The following is a 19,395-nucleotide window of genomic DNA, read 5'->3' on the forward strand; positions in this document are numbered from 1 at the left end:
TTCACCATCTCTTTTTGTTCGTTAACGACGAGGTGCCGCATTGATTTGATGGGCAGCATTAGGCTGCACACCGCTTTGTTCAGGTTGAACTATCACTTTTTTAGGGTTTGCCAGGCGTGCAGGCAAAAGCAGGATGAGCGGCACACAAAGCAGCAGGAAACCCGCCAGAATGTATAAGCCGATATCTGTACGCCCGGTGGTATCTTTCAGCCAGCCCAGCACAGTCGGGCCGAAGAAACCGGCCAGGTTGCCAATCGAGTTCACGAAAGCGATACCCGCAGCGGCGGCAGTGCCAGACAACAGCGCGCCAGGCAGACTGATATAGGTTGGAATTAGCGCCAGGGTGCCGGACATCGCCACGCAAATCCACGCCATCATCCAGAAGGTAGAGCCGCTGCAATACGCGCTTAACGTCAGGCCGATACAGCCAACCAGCGCAGGGATGGCGATATGCCAGCGGCGCTCTTGCTTGAGGTCAGAGTGGCGGCTGTTCCACACCATAAATGCCGCGCCGAAGACATACGGCAGCGCCGCCAGCAGGCCGATATACAAATCGTCATTCACGCCGGAGCTTTTGATGATCGAAGGCAGCCAGAAGTTGATGCCGTAATAGCCGATGTTGAAGCTGAAAAACACCAGTGCCAGCAGCCAGACATAACCGTTTTTCAGCATCCCTTTCAGGCTGCTATCCACTTTGCCTTTATTGAGCAGAGCGCGGTTGGCTTCATCTTTTGCCAGATCGTTAATGACCACCTGCTTTTCGGCATCGCTCAGCCATTTCGCTGACTTCACGTCGTTATCGAGATAACGCAGCACCACAAAAGCGAGCAGGAAAGAGGGGATCGCTTCAACCAAAAACAGCCATTGCCAGTTATGCAGGCTGCCAACGCCTTCAAAAAGTTTGAGGATCAGTCCGGACAGCGGGCTACCGATAATCGTTGAAAGTGGGGTGACCAGAATAAACAGCCCCAGGGTGCGCGCAGAACGCCACGACGGGAACCACAGCGTGAGATAAAACACGATGCCAGGGAAGAAACCTGCTTCGGCCACGCCGAGTAAAAACCGCACCACGTAGAATTGGGTCGGCGTGGTGACGAACATCATGCCTGCTGAGAGCACCGCCCAGGTTGCCATAATGCGGGCAATCCAGAAACGTGGCCCAAACTTCTGCATCAGCAAGTTGCTTGGCATCTCAAACAGGAAGTAGCCGATAAAGAAAATACCGGCACCCAGGCCATACACCGTGTCACTGAAATTCAGCGCATCCTGCATATGCAGTTTGGCGAAGCCGACGTTAACGCGGTCCAGATAGGCGAAGAAATAACACAAAATCAAAAACGGAATCAGTCGCCGGGTTATCTTGCTGTAAACCCGCGATTCAGCGGCCGCATTCGCTGATGTACTCTCGATTATGTTACTCATTGTCATCTCCAGAGGTAGGGGGCCTGAATTCTGAGCTCAGGCCTGTTGTTGTTTTATTCGGTGGTGATTGGGTTACTGGTCTTGCTCTGTTGCGGCTGGCCGATATGGCGCAGCGCATTACCGCGCATTAAGTTGCGTTCGATATGTTCCAGAGAAATATTTTTGGTTTCAGGAATGAACAGAAGGGTCAGCACAATACACACCACGTTCAGCGCGCCATACAGCCAGAAGGTATTCGGGCTGCCGATGGTGTCGATCAGCGTCAGGAAAGTAGCACCGATGATCATATTGGCGATCCAGTTCGCCATCGTGGAACAGGTGACGCCAAAATCGCGCCCGGCGAGCGGTTGGATCTCCGAACACAGCACCCAAATCAACGGGCCAGCACTCATCGCAAAACCGGTGATGAAAACCAGCAACACGATAACGGCGGTATATTGCTCGGTCGGGTTAGAAATACCGCTATGGAACATATAACCGAGAATGCCCATGCAGATGGCCATGCCTGAGAAGCCCAGTTTCAGGATAGGTTTGCGTCCCCAACGGTCAACCAGAGCAATCGCGATGAACGTTGCCAGCACGTTGGTTAAGCCTGCAATTACCGTGCCCCACATTTGTTCGCGGGTGGTGGCAAAACCGGCGATCTCAAAGATCTTCGGGGCGTAGTACATGATCACCGTCATACCGGTGAATTGCTGCATAAACTGGAGTAGTACACCGAGATAAGTGGAACGGCGGAAGTGTGGGTTGTGCAAGAAAAGCTGCAAACCGCGTTGCTTCATCTTCACGCTTTCGCGAATTTGATTCAGCTCGTCCTGCGCTTCTTTATCGGAGTTACGCAGCAGCTTCAGCACTTTTCCAGCCAGTTCATGCTTGTTTTTCATTGCCAGCCAGCGCGGGCTTTCGGGCAGTGTCAGCACGCCGACAAACAGGATGATCGCCGGGAATGTAATAACGCCCAGCATCCAGCGCCAGTGGCCGCCTTCGCTCAATGCCGCATCAGACAAAAACGCCGCCAGAATGCCGATCGTAATCATCAACTGATAAAGAGAAATCATGCTGCCACGAATACGTTCCGGTGCGATTTCAGACAGATACAGCGGCGCGGTAAACGATGCAACGCCCACGGCCAGGCCGAGAATAAAGCGCGATACCGCGAGCACTTCCATGCTGTGCGCGACGGCACAACCCAGAGAACCGACGATAAACAGCACTGCACCGAGCAACAGGCTTTTCTTGCGCCCAAGGGTTGATGACATCGGGCCGCTGCACAGTGCGCCGAGCGCCGCACCTAACATCATGATACTGACGACAATTTCCTGGTGATGGCTGCTGAGATTAAATTCGCTAGCGATAAACGGCAGTGCGCCGGCGATGACGCCCATATCGAGGCCAAATAGCAGCCCGGCGAGTGCGGCAAGGAAGCAGACCAGTAAAGTCTGCCGATTAGTCTGTGTAGGGGAAGAGATCGTATTCATTAATAACGCCTCAAAGTTATGGATTTTTAGATCCTGAATTTGCGGGCGGGTGTGCCTGCAATTGTTGTTGTTATTTTTAAAACCGCGCCATCCAGGGCGACGGGTCGGGCAAGTCCATCTCGTGCAGAAGTGATGTAAAGATCGGATAAATTTGGGCCACCGAACGTGCAACTGCTGGGCTGGCTGACGGGCAAGGCTATGCGGCCAGATTCAACCAGTTGGAGATTGTCTATTCGGTAGCGCGCCAGGCAGGAACTTCCCCAGCAAGCGTTAATCAGTTCGCCATCGTCGGTCAGCGTCGAGCCATCGGGAATGCCGTTGACCTGGTATTCCTGTTCGATGTGCAGCCCGTGTGGCTGCGACGTCGCACGGTAAAAACGGTGACGTAACGAATCGGCAAACCAGACGTTTTCGCCGATCCATTGCAGGGTATTCGGGACTACCAAACCGCCCAGCAAATGCTGAGGCGTGGGGGAATCCGCGCAGACTCGATACCAGCTGCCAATCGCCTTCTGAGCGGTTGGGTCCATGGTGCTAAACCACAGCGAACCATCAGGCGCAATGGCGGCTTCATTTGGGCGTGTTCCGTGGGCCTCATTCGGCCACGCACAAACCGCACTCGACTGTTGGTTTTGGTAGTTGTACAGCGAGATACCACTCTGGCTGACCACCAGGAAAATCTCTGGCTCAGAGGTCAGCAGCACCGCGCTGGTGAAAACCGGCATCGGGCGAACATCAACGCTTCCGGCTTGATTCGGCCAGTAACGCAACAGGCGATTTTGCAAGATATCGACCCACAACAGCGAACCGCTCCGGCGACACCACACCGGCGTTTCACCCAACTGCGCACGATATTCACCGATAGCCTCGATATTGCCGCCGATACCTTGATTCATGATTTAGCCCGCGCACTGGCGCCAGGCGTGTTGATAAGCCTGGGCACGTTCACGAAGGGTCGGCATGCTCAAACCGGCCTGATACAAACCGCCGCCAAGACCAAAACCGTTAGCGCCTGCCTGGATGTAACTGCGCATTTGTGCGGCGTCTGGCTGGATACCGCCAACCGGCAGCATGGCGACACTGCGTGGAACCACCGCGCGGAAAGCTTTGGTGACGACCGGGCTGACATGCTCCGCCGGGAACAACTTCAGTGCGCTGGCTCCGGCGCCGATCGCGATGAACGCCTCGCTGGGCGTCATGATCCCCGGCATGCTGATCAACTTGAGCAGGCGCGTGCGGCGAATCACTTCAGGGCAGCAACTTGGGGAAATAATCAGTTGCCCGCCGCATTCGGCTACCGCATCAACTTGTTCAACTGTCAGCACCGTTCCGGCACCCACATAGCCACGCTCGCCCACCACGCTGCGCATCAAAGCAATCGACTCCAGCGGTGACGGGCTATTCAGCGGCACTTCAAGATAGTGAAAACCGCACTCGAGCAGGATTTCTGCCGCTTCGACGGCATCTTCAGGCGTGATGCCGCGCAAAATGGCGACCAGCGGTAACGGCTCTTGTTGCCATTGGGCAATGAAATTTTCCGGGCTCATGATGGGTTTCCTTGAAGCTGGGTAAAGAGGTGCCACAGGCCATGAATAAAACAGTCATCGCCGTTAATTGCGGAGAGGTTCAGGCCCAACTCGCCTGCGGCAAGCTGATAGCGGGCGGTTAGTGACGGGCTGCCGACCAGCCACGCCTGTTGCCCGGCGGGTACGGCCTGCAATTCGTAGCCAATGGTTAAGCCGGACAAATAGCTGTGAACACCAGTTTCAGCAATTTCGCCGGCCAGGCGGCGGGTGCGGGCTGAGAAGATTAAGTGGGTAAATGGCGCGCCTTGCCGGGCGGCTTTCACACCTGACAAGAAAGCGTCTGTATCTTCCTGCTGTTCTGGCAGCGCACGCCCGAGAATGGAATGCTGACTGAGCAGCGAGAATATTTCGCCGCTCATAAAGGTGGCGAACGAGGTAATTTCACCATTCACCATTTGCGCATGTTTGCTGTGCGTGCCGGGCAACAAGGCGGTGTGCTGGCTGGCAGGATGCAGCAACGCCAGGCCTAATAGTTGTACTTCTTCACCGCGCATTACGTCTGGCTGAGAGAACCGACTGTTGCCGTTCGCGCCGGGAATAATCCACGCCGGGCTGCCCCAGTCGGTGGTGAAAGCCAGCGTACGAGCAGCCAGATCTTCGGCAAGACAGGGGAGCGGTGCATAAGGCACTTCATGCCAGCCTTGCTGCGAACCAACCATTCCCGCCATCACAATCGGCAGGTTGCCGAGCTCTTCTAACCACGCGTGCAGCAACGTTTGCAGCGTCGAGGCAAATTGCCCCTTTTCAACGGATAACAACCCGCAAGACTGGCTAATTCGGGAAACAGGTTGCGAACCGGACATTAAAAATGCACGGAAGTTGGTGGTTCCCCAGTCGATGGCAATCCAGTGAGTTTTCATTCAAGTAATACAAACCATGCAATCTTGTAATACAAGAATGCTAGAACAAAAAGCACCCACAGTGTGTGAGGGAGATCGAAATTACGTCAGATGAGGATCAAATAATGTGGTCGAACATTTCCGGTCGATCCTGCCAGATGCGTTTTTTAGCGGCATTGAGCAAAATATTACGCATTTGCAGGCGGGCTTTATCGAATTCTTTCAGGCGGATAGCATCGAATAGCAGGTAGTGTTCGTCGACGGCGGCTTTGGTCTGGCGCACATCTTTTTCCAGCGTTTGCTTAAAGGAGAGCGCCATGGCGGCGGAAAGCGCGTTGCCAAGGGCTAAAAGAAAGGGATTATGCGTGGCGCGTAATAACGCATGGTGGAACGCCATATCGCCTTCTTCGAATAACGATCTTTGTGCTTCGAGTTGGCCATTGCGCATTAACTGGAGTGCATCTTCCATCGCCGCCAGATCGTGTCCGTTGGCGTTTAACGCCGCAAGCGTTGCCACATTAGGCTCGAAAATCAGGCGCGTCACAATCAGTTGCTCAACCAGTTTAAGGTCAAGTTCACCTTCAGCCAGCCAGCCCAACACATCAATATCCAACAGGCTCCACAGTTCGCGGCTATTCACCGTGCTGCGTTTCTTGGCCTGAATCGAGATAAGCCCCTTGGCAGCTAATACCTGAAGTGCGTTACGCACTGAAGTCCGGGAGACTTCGTATTCAACGGCTAATTCGTTCTCGCCAGGCAATGACAGTCCTGGCGCAAGATCGCCGTGCATAATTCGCCGCGCAAGATGCTGGGTGACGGATTCTGAAATGCTGGCCTGTGGGAGTTTCATTACACTTTCTCGATCAAGTCTGAACCTGGAAATGAGCGACATAATAAGCTAATCGCACTTTGATCGCACTGTATGTACTTAAAAGATAAGAGAGCATGGCTCCGTAATGAATTAACGCGACGCAGATCGACATTCTCCGGCCTGGGCTTAGGGTTAATCGATTAACCTTGCTATGCTGATTAAGCAGTTCTCCTTGGGCCGGAGAAACAAAATGAACATTTCTGTCAACATGCCGCCTTGCGTGGCATTCCACAACGGCCATTTTACGGCTGAAGATCTCATCACTAAGGTTACCCGTAGCGGCGATCTGGCTGGCGTTTTTTACGATACCGACGCCTGGCGAGCATTGCCGCCGGAAACGGCAATCTATCAGGTCGAAATGCTGAAATCTCCGCAGGGCGAAGGTGAGCTTTATGCTGGCACCACGCACCTGAATCCGGGGCGAATCGGCGACGAGTTTTACATGACGCGCGGGCATTTCCATCAGCGGCGCGAACAGGGCGAAGTCTATTTTGGCCTGCGCGGAACGGGCTTATTGCTGCTGCAAGATGAGCAGGGAAAAGCGCGCTTTGAGCAGGTTTCGCCTGGTTCAGTGCATATTATTCCAGGTGCGACAGCGCACCGTTTGATTAACACCGGAACTGAAGTTCTCTCCGCACTTGCCGTTTGGCCAACTATCGCCGGGCATGATTACGCGGCGCTGGCACAAGGCTTTGCGCTGCGCGTGGTGTTGCAAGGCGGAAAAATTCACGGCAAAGAGGTGCAAAATGGCTGAACAGCACCTGAATTTTGGGCTGGATATGGCGATCCACCACCAGCCGATGGGCTTTAGCTATGGCGAAGAGGTGATTGGCCCCGTACCGGAGATCCGTAAACTCGATCAGATCCGCGCCTCGTTGCGCGATCCGGCATGCAATGGCCCGGAAGACGTGTATGCCATCGTGATGGATGTGGCGCGTTTGCAGGACACCGATGAGCTTAAAAAACGCATGCTGCTGTTTGGCGTGGTGACTTACGCTTCTGGCCGCCTGGGCGATGAGCCGATTCGCAGCCAGGGACATATTCACCGCATCAGTGAACACAGCGGTTGGTCGCCGCCTGAGCTGTATGAAATCTGGCAGGGTAAAGCGATTATCTACATGCAGGAATATGTAGCTGACGACCCAGGGCGCTGTTTTGCGGTTTGCGCGGGGCCTGGTGAGAAAGTGCTGGTGCCACCGGGTTGGGCACACGCGACGATTTCTGCCTCGCCGGATGAACCGCTGACGTTTGGTGCCTGGTGCGACCGGGAATATGGTTTCGAATACGATGCGGTGCGGGCATACAAGGGGCTGGCGTGGTATCCGCTTTTGCAAGATGAGCATATTGCCTGGCAGCATAATCGCCGTTATATGCCGGGGCGTTTACAGGTGACCTCGCCACGCCAATATATCGAGTTTGGGATTACCGATGCGCCGCTGTATCAACAATTTATTGATGATCCGGCGCGTTTTCAGTTTATTTCAAAGCCAGGAATGGTGAGCGGGAAGTGGGTGGGGTTCCATCCTTAAAAAAGTCGGGTGACGCTGCGCTTACCCGACCTACGAGTTTGGTGTCGTAGGGGGGATAAGCGCAGCGTCATCCACCATGTTTTACGAGAACAGCCCCACCGCCACACCCGCCGCCGCCAACACCAATAACAACAACATTGCTTTCACCGGTGACACACCGCGTTTCGCCATCAAATACCAGGTGCCAATCACCACCAACAGCGGCAGCAGATTAGGGAAAATTCCGTCCAGCATCTGCTGCACATGGATATTCACGCCATCTTTGGTGACAAACTCCAGCCCAGTGCCGAGTTTCACGTAACTTGCCGCCACGCCGCCCATCACGAACACGCCTAATAACGATAGCGCTTCACGCAGGCGCGTCGATTTGCTGCTTACCAGCATCTCAACCGAGGTTGACCCCATGCGGTAGCCTTTCAGGAACAGGAACCACGAGCCGGGAATAATAATCGCCAGCCACGCCACGCAATAAAACAGTGGCCCGAGAATGTTGCCGCCCGCCGCCAGCGCCATACCGATACTGAGCAGAATCGGGATCAGCATGCCCGGTATCATCGAATCACCAATCCCCGCCACTGGCCCCATCAGGCCCACTTTCAGCGTGTTGATGGTTTCGCCGTCTATCGGCTCGCCGTTGGCGCGTTTCTCCTCAAGACCCAGCACCATGCCGTTGACAATCGCCCCCAGCTGCGGCTCGGTGTTGTAGAACGACGCATGGCGTTTGAGCATCTCTTTGCGTTGTTCGTCATCGGGATAGAGCTTTTTCGCCACCGGCAACATACTCAAACAAAAGCCGAATGACTCAAGGCGCTCAAAGCTCATGGACGAAAGGTTGTACATCATCCAACTGCGCCAGCAACGGCGCAAATCCTGGCGAGTGAGTTTACGTTCTTCCATCAGAATTCATCCTCATCATCAGCGGGCGTGGAGGCTGTGCGTTCAGCCTGCGGCTCAGGTTTGTAGTTGTAGTGAATCAGTGCCAGCAACGCGCCGACAATCACCAGCGCCACCATGTTTAGCTTCAGGAAAACAATGCAGATAAACCCCACCAGAAAGTAAATCAACATGCTGTAATTCTTGATAATTTGCTTAAGTAAAATCGCGATACCTACCGCAGGCAGAATCCCGCCCAACACGTTCATGGTGGAAAGAACGATGTGCGGCAGGCTGTCCATAAAGGCGTTGATGTACTGCGCGCCGAAATAGACTGCGATAAACGTCGGAATAAAACGCATCAGGAAATTGGTGGCTTGCGGCCAGATAGCACTGTTGAGATACACGCCGCGCTCGTCGCCTTTCTCCAGCGCAATATCCGCGCGGTGGTTCCACCAGGAATTGAGCACCATCATGGCGTTAAACAACACCGTACCCGCAATGCCGATGGTCGCAGCCAGCGCCACAGCTACTTCCGGGCCTTTATTGGAAAGAATGCCGAGTGCGATTGCCGGGAAAGCAACAAAGTTGAGATCCGCAGGCATCGAACCGCCGGGAGTGACCATCGCGATATACACGGCCTGAACCGCCACGCCGATGATAATCCCGGTTTGCACATCGCCGAGAATAAAACCTACCAGCATCCCTGAAACCAGTGGGCGGGTAATTAAATACCAGCCGCCGGTCAACCCCAGCAGCCATGGGCTGCTAAGTGCACCGAGGTAACAGAGAATGCCGATTAGAGCTGCTTCGAAAGCCATAAATGCACTCCTTTATTTGAGTTTTTGTCGAGCATCCTGCCAGCTGTAACTGCTGGCATCAGGTACCAGTCGAAATTCAATCTGATGCCCGCGCAGCAGCAGATAGTCGAACGCCGCTATCTCTTCGGGGTTCACAGATTGATTCGGGCCAATGGTGGTGGTGGTGGCTCGCGCGCTCATCGGGCCAACGTTGATTTTCTTATTGCTGTTTTGCAGGCTGATACCCGCTTCCTCAATGCGTTTTAGCGTTACCGGAGATTTACCAATCACAAAATAGTGCTTCTCACTGGCGATGATCTTTGGCAGTTTTTCAATCGCGGTGGCGGTATCAAACAGCCAGACTTTGGTGTCCTGCACAGCGCCTTTCATCACCGATGACAACAGCGGATCGGCGGCAACGGCATCATCAATGGCGACGATCCCATCGCACGGCAACTCTTTTGCCCAGCGGGTGATCAGCTGGCCGTGGATCACTCGATCGTCAATGCGCACAAAAGAAATACTCATCGTTGCCCCTTAGAAATCATCAGATTGTGTGGTTTCAGTCAGTTGCGCCTGAACCAGCGTGTCGTGTGTTTCTGCCAGTAAAACCTCTGCCGCCTGTGCGACATCGGTCAGGTCTTTTATTTCATCGCTCAGCAATACCATCGGGAAATTCACCCCGCCTAACACCGCCATAGGTGGCTGCGTTTGCGGGTCGAATGCATGATGGCAGGCGATATTCCACGGCGTGCCGCTTTGCAAATCGCATAACACCAGCACGCCGTCAGCACCTTTACCGGCCTGTTTCAGCACTTCGGCAAACTCATCGCCAAAACTATTGATGCCCTTGTTTTCCGTCAGCATTACGGGGAAAACATGCGGCAGTTCGCCGTAGACCATTTTGCCGCCAGCCAGTAATGCTTCGGCAAGCGAGCCATGTGTTGCCAGAATCACGTTGATCATCTTGTTATCCTCTTACCCAGGCTTTCATGGTGGCGAGTTGCTGACCCGCAGCACAACCGTATGGGGAAATGCGATATTCGCCGACAGCCGCCGGCACAATGAAGGTTTCGGCGTAATGCACCACAAAGGGTTCGAATGCGCCGTGCGGGCTTTCAACCAGAGCGGCATCGCCTTCAACCAGATTCAATACGTTGACGCCGCCGTGGGTGTGGTGGGTGACCGGTTGAGTAAACCAGTGGCGACGGGTTTCGATAAATTCACGTTCATGCAGGCCGGTGCGTTCTTCACTCCAGCCATCGCCTGCGGCAATCGACTCAAAATGGTTGACCAGATGTTCGGACACCCATTGCGTATCGCGTTGCCAGTCAATCACTTGTGCGCCGTGTTCCAGATGCACCGGGCGCGGCAGGCCATCCAGACCCAAACGCCCCCAGTCCCACAATTTGAAGGTGAAAATGTACGGCGTGGCGCTGATTTCCAGCACCATCGCGCCGGATCCGGAACAGTGCACGGTACCTGCCGGGATCAGGAAGTGATCGTGTTTACGCGCCGGAAAACGATTCACAAATTTCTCGTCATCAAACGCTTTTTCGCCACGTTGGGCGGCCGCGAGATCGTCGAGCATTTCTTGTGGACTGATACCTGTTTTGGTCCCCAGATACACTTCGGCACCCGGTTCGGCTTCCAGCATGTAATAGCTCTCATCCTGGGTGTAGTGCATGCCGAAATGCTGCTGGATATATTCGGTTACCGGATGAACCTGGAAGCTTAAATTCTGCCCGCCGATGGTATCGAGGAAATCGAAACGGATCGGGAACTCCGCACCAAAACGGGCATGGACGCGCTCGCCAAGCAGCGGACGCGGGTAAAGCAACACCAGATCCTGAGAGGGGATCTCGATCCGCACATCACCAAAACGCAGTAACAGGCTGTTCTCCTCGGGCACACAGTCAAAACACCATGCGTAATTTGGCTTTGAGGGATCGAGATCGAATTTATCTTTCATCCATTGCCCGCCCCAGACGCCTGGGTCGAAGAATGGCACCACGCGGAACGGTTGTTGCGTGGTTTGTTGCAGCGCGCAGCGCAGCGCTTCGCCGCTGACCATCGCCGGTTGTTCGGCGTTATTGGTATCGAGCAGGAAATCCGCACGCTTCAGCAACGGTGTTTTATGGCGGTCAAACACGCGCCATTCAATGAAAAAGGCACGCTTGTAACGGCGCAGAATATCTTCATCGGTGTTATTCGCACCCCAGTTGCCGAGTTCGCCACGGCGAAAACGCTGCTGGATTTCCCAGCGCGCCAGATCCGCATACACCAGCACATCACCGCTATGAATTAGTGCGGCTCCTGGGCCGTAAACCACCACCAGGCCTGATGTGATGTCAGCGACTTCACGCTGCGCTTGTGCCAGTTTGTCGGGGCAGAAAAACTCAGGTAACTGGTGGCAAGAAAGTACGCCGAATACGCGGTCATCCGTCAGGTTATAGGCCAGTAAATCATGCAGATGTTGTTCACTGATGCGCGCAGATTCCGCGTTAATCACGCATTGCGGGTTCAGTTGGCTAATCAATTGTGCGTGGAGCGTGTCGAGTTCAACGCCGGGATAGCAGTCAATCACCAGCACGGTTTTCGCTGAGCGTGTCAGTTTCTCGCTTACTGCATGTTTGATGGCAGACCATCCCTGCCAGGCTTGATGGTCAAATCCCGAAACGCGGACTTCGGGATACTTGTCATAAGATGCCGGATACATAGTTTTCTCCCTGTTTCTGATAGATTAAGATTAATCGATTAACCGTCTTTGAACAGAGTGGTAAACGCGATTAACCTGTCACTTTTGCTAAGATGTTGCCTAAAGTTGGGTTATCTGTGATGGCATTCACACGTGGATAAGCAAATTTTTGGTTATTCGATTAATCTATTGGGAATTACGTAATTCCGAGGAGTGCCGATGAGCACCGTTACCCTTGCCCAGGTGGCAAAACAAGCGGAAGTTTCCACCGCAACCGTTTCGATGGTGCTGCGCAATCGTGGCCGCATTTCTGACGCTACTCGCCAACGCGTGCTCAAAGCTCTGGATGATTTGGGCTACGTGTACAACCAGACAGCAGCGAATTTACGCAACCGCACCAGCAACCAGGTGGGGCTGTTATTGCACGACATCACCAACCCTTTTTACGGTGAAATGACGGCGGGACTTAGCCAGGAAATGGAACGCCATGACTTGCTGCTGTTTCTGGCAAACAGTGAGGAATCTGGCGAGCGTCAGCAAAAGTTCGTTGATTCTCTGATGCGCAATAACGCCTGCGGCATGGTGTTGTGCGCGGCGCGGGAAACGCCTCCGCTGTTTTTTGAAACCCTGAAGCGGCGCAATATTCCGGCGATTATGGTGGTGCGCCCGATGGATGACGTGGATTTCGATTTTGTCGGCACCGACAACTTCCTTGGCACCCAACTGGCAACACAACATTTGCTGCGTATGGGGCATCGCAATATTGCGTTTATCGGCGGCAGTGAAAACTCTATCAGCCGGGCGCAGCGTATCGGTGGTTACAGCAGCAAATTGCTGGAGCATCGAATACAGCCGAAAAGCGAATGGGTGGTTTCATCGCTTGCCAGCCAAAGTGATGGGGCGCGGGTGGCCGAGGAGTTGTTCCGCCGTTACCCGGAAATTACGGCAGCGGTGTGTTATCAGGATATTGTGGCATTGGGCGTGATGCAGACGCTGCGCAAAATGGGGCGTCAGACCGGTGTGGATTTCGCGCTGGTGGGGTTTGACGATATTACCGAAGCGTCGTTAGTGCAGCCTGCATTGACCACCGTTTCGGTGGCAGCCAAAGAGATTGGCCGCAAAGCCGGAGAGTTGTTGTTTAGCCGCATTCAGGGCAACGACGAGCCGCCAAAACGGATTATTCTCCCGCCCACGCTGGTGGTGCGGGAGTCATGTGGTTACCCGTCATACTTCAAGCCGCAGGTGCGTTGACTGCACCCGCGCGTCCCAGTCACATAGTTAGCTATGCTCCTGGGAACTTACGGCCTGGTCGCCTTCCTGCAACTCGAATTATTTAGGGTATGAATGAGTTAAACGGCGCACCAATTCCATTTCGCGCTGGCGGAAGGGAATGCCGTATTCGTCGAGCACATCGTGGAACCATAATTGCGCATAATCCACGCCGCTTTTGCGTACTGACGGCCAGGGGAGGGTGGTTTGCGTTTTGCCGCGTACCAGCCCCCACTGGTAACAACCGACGTTCAGGGCGGCAAACAGCGGCAGTTGCTCCTCCATAACGCAACCGACGTGGCGCGCCAGCCATTCAGTGCATAACAGCGGGCGCTCGAACGTATGCCAGAAGCGCAATACTTGCAGCATTTTCGGCGTTGCAAGATATGCGTGGAAACTCACCACGTCCGAAAGCCTGGCGGCGGCAACGTCGATTGGATGCGCGAAATACTCCGTTAGCGGTTGATCGGGATCCTGCGAAATATGCCATGCGCCAACAGTCAGCGGTTGCGCAGGATCTTCGTCACGCGCCCAGGCGAAAACTTTATGCAGCAGCTCCAGCGCAAAATGTTCCAGTTTTTCATCGAACTGTATTTCCTCAAGCCCGCTGGTAAACGTGCCACGGTTGCCTGGCTCGTTGTACAAATCCCAGATAGCGATGCGCGAATCGCTTCTGAAATGGCGCACAATGTCTCGCACGTAGCGCTCAAGCTGCGGCCACATCTCGCGGTTGCAGACAATTTCTCGCCCAGGGCTGGCTGCCGCCTGGCTGTTATGTTTGCCGGGAACCGGTGCTTTTTGTGGCCCTAAAAATGGTTCGTCCCCGGAAAACGCACAGTCATCCATTAATGTCAGCATCACTTTTATGCTGTGGCTATCGGCTATCGCCAGAAACTGTTCGATACGCTCCAGCAGCCCGTCGCGGTCGTTCTGCCAGACAATAAACGGCAGATTGATGCGCAGTTGGTTATAGCCAATCTCCTGCGCCCAACCCAGTTCCTGGTCGATGGTTTCGGCGTCAAAAGTTTCGCGTTGCCACAGTTCTGTCCAGTTCACGGCACTGCGGGGCAGGTAGTTAAAGCCACAGATCCAGCCCTGATTTTTGTGCCATTCTGCGGCTTGTTGTTTGCTCCATTGGGTACGCATGTGTCGGCTCCTTTACGGTGCATCTGGGGTTAAAGTTGCGGTGGTTTTACGCCCCGGCGTATTGCCCCAGACTTTGTCATATTCATAACCGGTAAGATCTTTGATGACTTTGCGGGTTTCCATGTCGCAATCTTCCAGATTGCCGCCCAGTTTCAGGCGCGCCACTTCTTTGATTAGCGTCTTGTGGGATTCACGCGTTAACTTGAATTTGAACGTCATATAGAAGCTGATAGCCAGTAAGGCTGCGGTGGCAAAGATCATTAGCCCAACAATGGCGTGCAAGGCTTGAATAGGTTGCTCGCCCTGGCCTTTAACAAAACCGTTCTCTTCCAACACCACACCAATCAACATGATGGCTATCGCCACGGTACTTTTGCGGGTTAATACCATGACACCGGCAAATATTCCCTCGCGGCGTTTTTTGGTGACAATTTCATCAATATCGGGAATGAAGCTGTAAATGTTCCATGGGATAAAATAAAGACCCGCACGCGAAATACCCAATACCACAAATACTGCTGAGAACACCATGAACGAGACATTCAGGTTGGTGATATAGGCATAAAATAAGAAGGCTAATACCGAGAAAATACAGCCATAAGATAAACGCAGAGCAGCGGACGGTGAGAAGTCAAATTTGCTAAGGAGCATCATAAAGACAAATGTTCCCGGAACAGAAACAAATGCGGCAACGCTTAAATAACCTGAAACCGCAGCCGTATCCTGATGCAAACCGTAAACCACGTAATAGGTAAATACTGAACCAAAGACATCCATCGCCGTAAATGAGGCAATATAGATAATAATGTGCTGGCGGAACATTTTAATTTTAAATGAGGAGAGAAGGTCTAAAACCAGGCTCTTTAAATGATGCCAGAGATTGCCGCTATTTGCGCCTTCCGCTTCGGGTTCAAACTCTTCGCGCACATCTTTCGCTTCCCAGGTGCACATCCAGGTAGTGAAGACGGCGATGCAGAAAATAGCCGAGAACAACAGGCCGGTGTAGGTATAAGTCATCGGGTTATCTTTGCCGGTGAACTGCATAATCACGCCCGGCACTGAAACTGCCAGAAAACCACCGAGTTGTGAGCAGATCATTCGCACACCCGATAAACGGGCGCGTTCGGCATAGCGGTTAGTCATTTCTGCGGCCAATGTTTCCCACGGCACCAGCACCATTGCTGACAGCAGTTCAATGGAAAGATAGGTACCGAGATAATACCAATAGCCCATATCTGTTACCCACAGCAGGGCGTATAAGAACATCAGTGGGGCGCTGAGCAGTAAAAAGAAGCGACGGCGACCGAAACGTTTACCCAGCCAGGTATTGGCGAAGTTATCGGTGATATAACCCATAATCGGGCTTAATACGGCGTCAATAACACGGGCAATAGCAAATATCGAACCGGCTTCCAGTACTGATAATCCACAATAGGTGGTGTAGAAAAATAATAACCATGTGCCAATAATGGCAAAAGCTCCGCCGCCAAATAAATCGGTAACACCATATCCTATGGCTGTTCCGTAGCCAACTCTGCGTTCAGTAGGTTTCATATTGTTATTCCATTTTTGTAGGGCAAAAGGAAAGTGTGTTTATTCTGAAATCTCTATCCAGTTCCTGGTTATCGAAGATTGATAAATAGCCTCTACCATCCGTAGCGATATTTCTGCCTGGTGAATATCGACGTAATTACGGGCATTTGTTTCTGACAATGAGTGATAAAAATTATTAATTGCTAACTGGTGGCTGCTGCCCCAATAACATTTTTGCGCGGCATTGGGGGATTCATCACTGGCCAGCAGTTCTTTACCTTCATCTGAAATGCACCACAAATTATTGTGATGCAGTTGCAGTAAACCGTTTTCGCAGTGGATCTCTAAAAGCAGCGGCGAGTCGGTGGTATGGCAGTTGGTTGCATAAAAAATCCCACGCGCCCCGTTTGCCAGTTCCATATTGGCCATTGCCGTGTCTTCAGCTTGTGTGGCGTGGCTCAGAAAACTGCTTTCCACCACACCTTTTATTGCGTCCACGCCCCCGGCAAACCACTGCATTAAATCCAGCGTATGAATCGCCTGGTTGATCAGCAGGCTACCGCCTTCGCTGGCCCAACTCCCGCGCCAAGGGCTCTGCGCGTAATAATCGAGCGAACGGCTCCAGGTCAACACTGCTTTAATACTCAGAATTTTTCCGTAGTGGTTCTCTTCTAGTAACGCTTTAATCTTCTGGCTGCTGGGGTTCAGGCGATTTTGGTAGCAAACGCCAAGCTGTGAGGTCGTAATCGCCAGCGTATTTTTGATGTCTTTGACTTCGGCGGGATTGAGCGCCACCGGTTTTTCGGTGAACACATGTTTTCCGGCGATGAGCGCTTTGGTAATCATCTCTTTATGCGCGGCGTGCGGGGTGCAGATATGCACCACATCAATCTCGTTATCGAGCAGCATCTCACAGTAATCTGCGTAATAGCGGCAACCGTAGCGTTCGGCGAGTGCCTGGCCTTTTACGGGGTCGGTTTCGACAATGGCCCGTAATTGGCAGGCTGGGTTGGACTGAATGGCCTCCACGTGCAAGGTGTGGATTGCGCCACACCCGACAACCGCAGCTTGAATCGCTTTCATCATTCTTCCACTCCATTGGCCAGCATTTGGGCGCGGACACACAATTCAGCCGCTTTGAACGCATGTTCCTGTGTCATCGCATTTTCGGTGCGATTCAAACAATCCAGAATCAGCTCACCGAAGAACGGGAAGCCGACTTTTCCGGCCACCGGATAGCGGAATTCACCCTCTTGATTTACCAGATACACCACGTCTTGTTGCTGGCGGGTGATGTCGACGTATTTGCGGATTTCGATATAGCCGTCAGTCCCGAGCAGGGTAAGACGCCCGTCGCCCCAGGAACTTAGACCTTCTGGCGTAAACCAGTCGCAGCGAAAATAGCCGCTGGCTCCGTTTTCGCCCTTGAGCATGGCGTCGCCGAAATCTTCAAATTCTGGGTATTGAGGATGGGTAAAATTACTGGTTTGTGCTGCCACAACTTGCGCGTCGTGGTTGCCGGTATAAAACAGGAACTGTTCGATTTGATGGCTGCCAATATCGCAGAGAATGCCGCCGAAACGCTTCTTAACGTAGAACCAGTCCGGGCGGCCCTGCCCTTCGCGATGCGGCCCGGTTCCCAGGGTTTGAATAACCCGGCCAATGGCACCCTCGCGCACCAGTTGCCCGGCAAAAACTGCGCTTTCAACGTGCAAACGTTCGCTGTAATACACTGCATATTTGCATCCGGTTTCCGCCACTTTTTCTTTGGCTGTGGCAAGTTGTGCAAGGGTTGTCAGCGGCGCTTTATCGGTGAAATAGTCCTTTCCGGCATCCATCACCTTCAGGCCAAGTGCACAACGCTCCTCTGGTATCGCTGCTCCGGCAACCAGGTTCACACTGTCATCGCCAAGAATCACTTCAAGTGATGGTGCAACGTTGACCTGCGGATATTGCTTAACAAACTGTTCCACTTTCTGCGGGTCAGGGTCGTAAACCCATTTAAGCGTGGCACCCGCTTCAATCAGGCCGTTGGACATGCCGTAGATATGGCCGTGATCGAGTGCGGCGGCGGCAAAAACGAAATCACCCGGTTGCACGACTGGCTGCGGTTTGCCTGTTGGCGCGTAATTCATACCGTCGTTGAGACTCATGCTTATGCTCCTTGATCCATATTTTTGCCCAGCGGGATGGCGCCTTGTTCGGCAAAATTTTCCACCGAGGACGATTTTTCAAAGAAGTGGGGAGCCTGGTTGACCAGGCCGCCAGTCAGGTAATACGGGTCACTGGCCGCGATCGGCAATGAGACAAAGCTGCGGGTGATGGCGGATTTATAGATTGCGGTGATGAGTTCCAGCGAACGCTTGCCTTGCGGCCCATCAACTAACGGGGCGGTGCCAGTGTGTAGCGCGTGCAGGAAGTTATCGATTTGCCCGGTGTGCAGTGTCCAGGCCAGGCGCGGCACCGACTGGTAGCTATCTTCAAGCTGGTTTTCCAGCGGGGTATTACGCTCTTCAAGCGGGAAACCGTTGGCGGCGGCGATGCTGGCGAATTTATCCCATGGTGCGGAAATACGTGCTTTTTCACCCTGAATCACAATCTTCTGATCTTCGCCGTGATGCACCACGGAGGAGGTCAGTTGCGTGAGTGCACCATTGCCATATTTGAAAATTGCCGCACTGAGGTCTTCCACTTCGGCGTTGTCATGGGAGACGTTGGTGGTGACCGCAACCACTTCAGTCGGGAAGCCCAGCATCCACTGAATGGCATCAATATGGTGTACCGCATGGTTGAGCGTGCAACCACCGCCTTCTTTTTCCCATGTGCCGCGCCACCACAGGTCGTAATAGGAGTGGCCACGCCACCAGAATGAATCCACCTGCGCGTGGCAAACTTTGCCGATTTGGTCACTTTCGAGCACTTTTTTCAAACGCCAGAAGGCATCGGTAAAACGGTTTTGGGCAATGATAGACAGCGTTTTACCGCTCGCCACGGCGGCGTTGATCATCGCGTCGCATTCCTGAAGTGAAGCAGCCATCGGTTTTTCACACAGGACGTGTTTTCCCGCATTCAGCGCATCAATAGAAATAGCGGCGTGAACATAAGGCGGGGTACAGATATCGAACACATCAATGGTGGGATCATTAAGAATATCCTGGTGGTTGTTGTAAACTTTTGCGGCTGTTAATCCGTAATGTTTTTTCTTTTCTTCAGCTTTTTCTGGGTAGATATCTACCAGCGCGACAATCTGGCAACGATCAGGAAATTCAAGATAACTTTGGATGTGACTGTGGGAAATATTACCGGTTCCGATAATTGCGATTCTTTGCATTATGCTCTCTCTTATCAAGG

General features: G+C 53.2%; 19 protein-coding genes. 3 read left to right on the forward strand and 16 right to left on the reverse strand.

What is annotated here, in order from left to right:
• Positions 1-21: 21 nt before the first annotated feature.
• From MNO13_RS03315 to MNO13_RS03340, 6 genes are all read right to left on the reverse strand, one after another.
• Positions 22-1,422, reverse strand: a complete 1,401-nt coding sequence (locus MNO13_RS03315) for an MFS transporter (RefSeq protein WP_241939524.1) — start codon at positions 1,420-1,422, stop codon at positions 22-24.
• A gap of 53 nt (positions 1,423-1,475) precedes the next feature.
• Positions 1,476-2,900, reverse strand: a complete 1,425-nt coding sequence (locus MNO13_RS03320) for a sugar porter family MFS transporter (protein ID WP_241939525.1) — start codon at positions 2,898-2,900, stop codon at positions 1,476-1,478.
• Between the two features lie 26 nt (positions 2,901-2,926).
• Positions 2,927-3,796 (reverse strand): SMP-30/gluconolactonase/LRE family protein, encoded by an 870-nt coding sequence (locus MNO13_RS03325; protein WP_241939526.1) that lies wholly within the window; start codon positions 3,794-3,796, stop codon positions 2,927-2,929.
• 3 nt (positions 3,797-3,799) lie between these two features.
• Complete coding sequence (locus tag MNO13_RS03330; RefSeq protein ID WP_241939527.1) at positions 3,800-4,447, reverse strand: 2-dehydro-3-deoxy-6-phosphogalactonate aldolase; 648 nt, start codon at positions 4,445-4,447, stop codon at positions 3,800-3,802.
• Positions 4,444-5,346 (reverse strand): 2-dehydro-3-deoxygalactonokinase, encoded by a 903-nt coding sequence (locus MNO13_RS03335; RefSeq protein ID WP_241939528.1) that lies wholly within the window; start codon positions 5,344-5,346, stop codon positions 4,444-4,446. The genes MNO13_RS03330 and MNO13_RS03335 overlap by 4 nt, the downstream gene beginning before the upstream one ends.
• Before the next feature lie 97 nt (positions 5,347-5,443).
• Complete coding sequence (locus MNO13_RS03340; protein ID WP_241939529.1) at positions 5,444-6,175, reverse strand: FadR/GntR family transcriptional regulator; 732 nt, start codon at positions 6,173-6,175, stop codon at positions 5,444-5,446.
• A 211-nt stretch (positions 6,176-6,386) separates the two neighbouring features.
• On the opposite strand from MNO13_RS03340, the gene MNO13_RS03345 reads away from it, so the two are divergent.
• Positions 6,387-6,950 carry a glucose-6-phosphate isomerase family protein gene (locus MNO13_RS03345; RefSeq protein WP_064543439.1) on the forward strand — a complete coding sequence of 188 codons (564 nt, stop codon included), beginning with the start codon at positions 6,387-6,389 and terminating at the stop codon, positions 6,948-6,950.
• Positions 6,943-7,725, forward strand: coding sequence for a glucose-6-phosphate isomerase family protein (locus MNO13_RS03350; protein WP_241939530.1), 783 nt, complete (start codon positions 6,943-6,945; stop codon positions 7,723-7,725). Before MNO13_RS03345 ends, MNO13_RS03350 begins: the two co-directional genes overlap by 8 nt.
• A gap of 81 nt (positions 7,726-7,806) precedes the next feature.
• Here MNO13_RS03350 and MNO13_RS03355 read toward each other — a convergent pair whose 3' ends face one another.
• Genes MNO13_RS03355 through MNO13_RS03375 form a run of 5 tightly spaced genes read right to left on the reverse strand, consistent with a single transcriptional unit; the run spans position 7,807 to position 12,117 of the window.
• Positions 7,807-8,622: a PTS system mannose/fructose/sorbose family transporter subunit IID gene (locus tag MNO13_RS03355; protein ID WP_064543441.1), complete on the reverse strand. Its 816-nt coding sequence runs from the start codon at positions 8,620-8,622 to the stop codon at positions 7,807-7,809.
• On the reverse strand, positions 8,622-9,419 hold the full coding sequence (locus MNO13_RS03360) for a PTS mannose/fructose/sorbose/N-acetylgalactosamine transporter subunit IIC (RefSeq protein WP_064513773.1): 798 nt from the start codon (positions 9,417-9,419) through the stop codon (positions 8,622-8,624). Before MNO13_RS03360 ends, MNO13_RS03355 begins: the two co-directional genes overlap by 1 nt.
• Positions 9,420-9,431: 12 nt before the next feature.
• A complete protein-coding gene (locus MNO13_RS03365) occupies positions 9,432-9,926 on the reverse strand; it encodes a PTS sugar transporter subunit IIB (RefSeq protein WP_064543442.1) in 495 nt (164 codons plus the stop codon).
• A gap of 9 nt (positions 9,927-9,935) precedes the next feature.
• A complete protein-coding gene (locus MNO13_RS03370; protein ID WP_064543444.1) occupies positions 9,936-10,364 on the reverse strand; it encodes a PTS sugar transporter subunit IIA in 429 nt (142 codons plus the stop codon).
• A 4-nt stretch (positions 10,365-10,368) separates the two neighbouring features.
• Positions 10,369-12,117, reverse strand: a complete 1,749-nt coding sequence (locus MNO13_RS03375; protein WP_064543446.1) for a class I mannose-6-phosphate isomerase — start codon at positions 12,115-12,117, stop codon at positions 10,369-10,371.
• A gap of 198 nt (positions 12,118-12,315) precedes the next feature.
• On the opposite strand from MNO13_RS03375, the gene MNO13_RS03380 reads away from it, so the two are divergent.
• Positions 12,316-13,347, forward strand: coding sequence for a LacI family DNA-binding transcriptional regulator (locus tag MNO13_RS03380; RefSeq protein WP_064543448.1), 1,032 nt, complete (start codon positions 12,316-12,318; stop codon positions 13,345-13,347).
• A gap of 78 nt (positions 13,348-13,425) precedes the next feature.
• Here the strand turns inward: MNO13_RS03380 and MNO13_RS03385 are convergent, their stop codons facing one another.
• From MNO13_RS03385 to MNO13_RS03405, 5 genes are read right to left on the reverse strand one after another with little or no spacing between them, the layout of a single operon-like run.
• On the reverse strand, positions 13,426-14,511 hold the full coding sequence (locus MNO13_RS03385) for a cellulase family glycosylhydrolase (protein WP_237931444.1): 1,086 nt from the start codon (positions 14,509-14,511) through the stop codon (positions 13,426-13,428).
• A 12-nt stretch (positions 14,512-14,523) separates the two neighbouring features.
• On the reverse strand, positions 14,524-16,065 hold the full coding sequence (locus tag MNO13_RS03390; RefSeq protein WP_064543452.1) for an MFS transporter: 1,542 nt from the start codon (positions 16,063-16,065) through the stop codon (positions 14,524-14,526).
• Between the two features lie 39 nt (positions 16,066-16,104).
• A complete protein-coding gene (locus MNO13_RS03395) occupies positions 16,105-17,127 on the reverse strand; it encodes a Gfo/Idh/MocA family protein (RefSeq protein ID WP_121815738.1) in 1,023 nt (340 codons plus the stop codon).
• The gene (locus MNO13_RS03400; protein ID WP_232886388.1) at positions 17,127-18,197 is read right to left on the reverse strand and encodes a Gfo/Idh/MocA family protein; all 1,071 of its coding nucleotides are present in this window, start codon (positions 18,195-18,197) and stop codon (positions 17,127-17,129) included. The genes MNO13_RS03395 and MNO13_RS03400 overlap by 1 nt, the downstream gene beginning before the upstream one ends.
• A 2-nt stretch (positions 18,198-18,199) precedes the next feature.
• Positions 18,200-19,375 carry a Gfo/Idh/MocA family protein gene (locus tag MNO13_RS03405; RefSeq protein WP_241939531.1) on the reverse strand — a complete coding sequence of 392 codons (1,176 nt, stop codon included), beginning with the start codon at positions 19,373-19,375 and terminating at the stop codon, positions 18,200-18,202.
• Between the last annotated feature and the right edge of the window lie 20 nt (positions 19,376-19,395).

This window comes from Buttiauxella ferragutiae, from assembly GCF_022637515.1.
GTDB lineage: Bacteria > Pseudomonadota > Gammaproteobacteria > Enterobacterales > Enterobacteriaceae > Buttiauxella > Buttiauxella ferragutiae.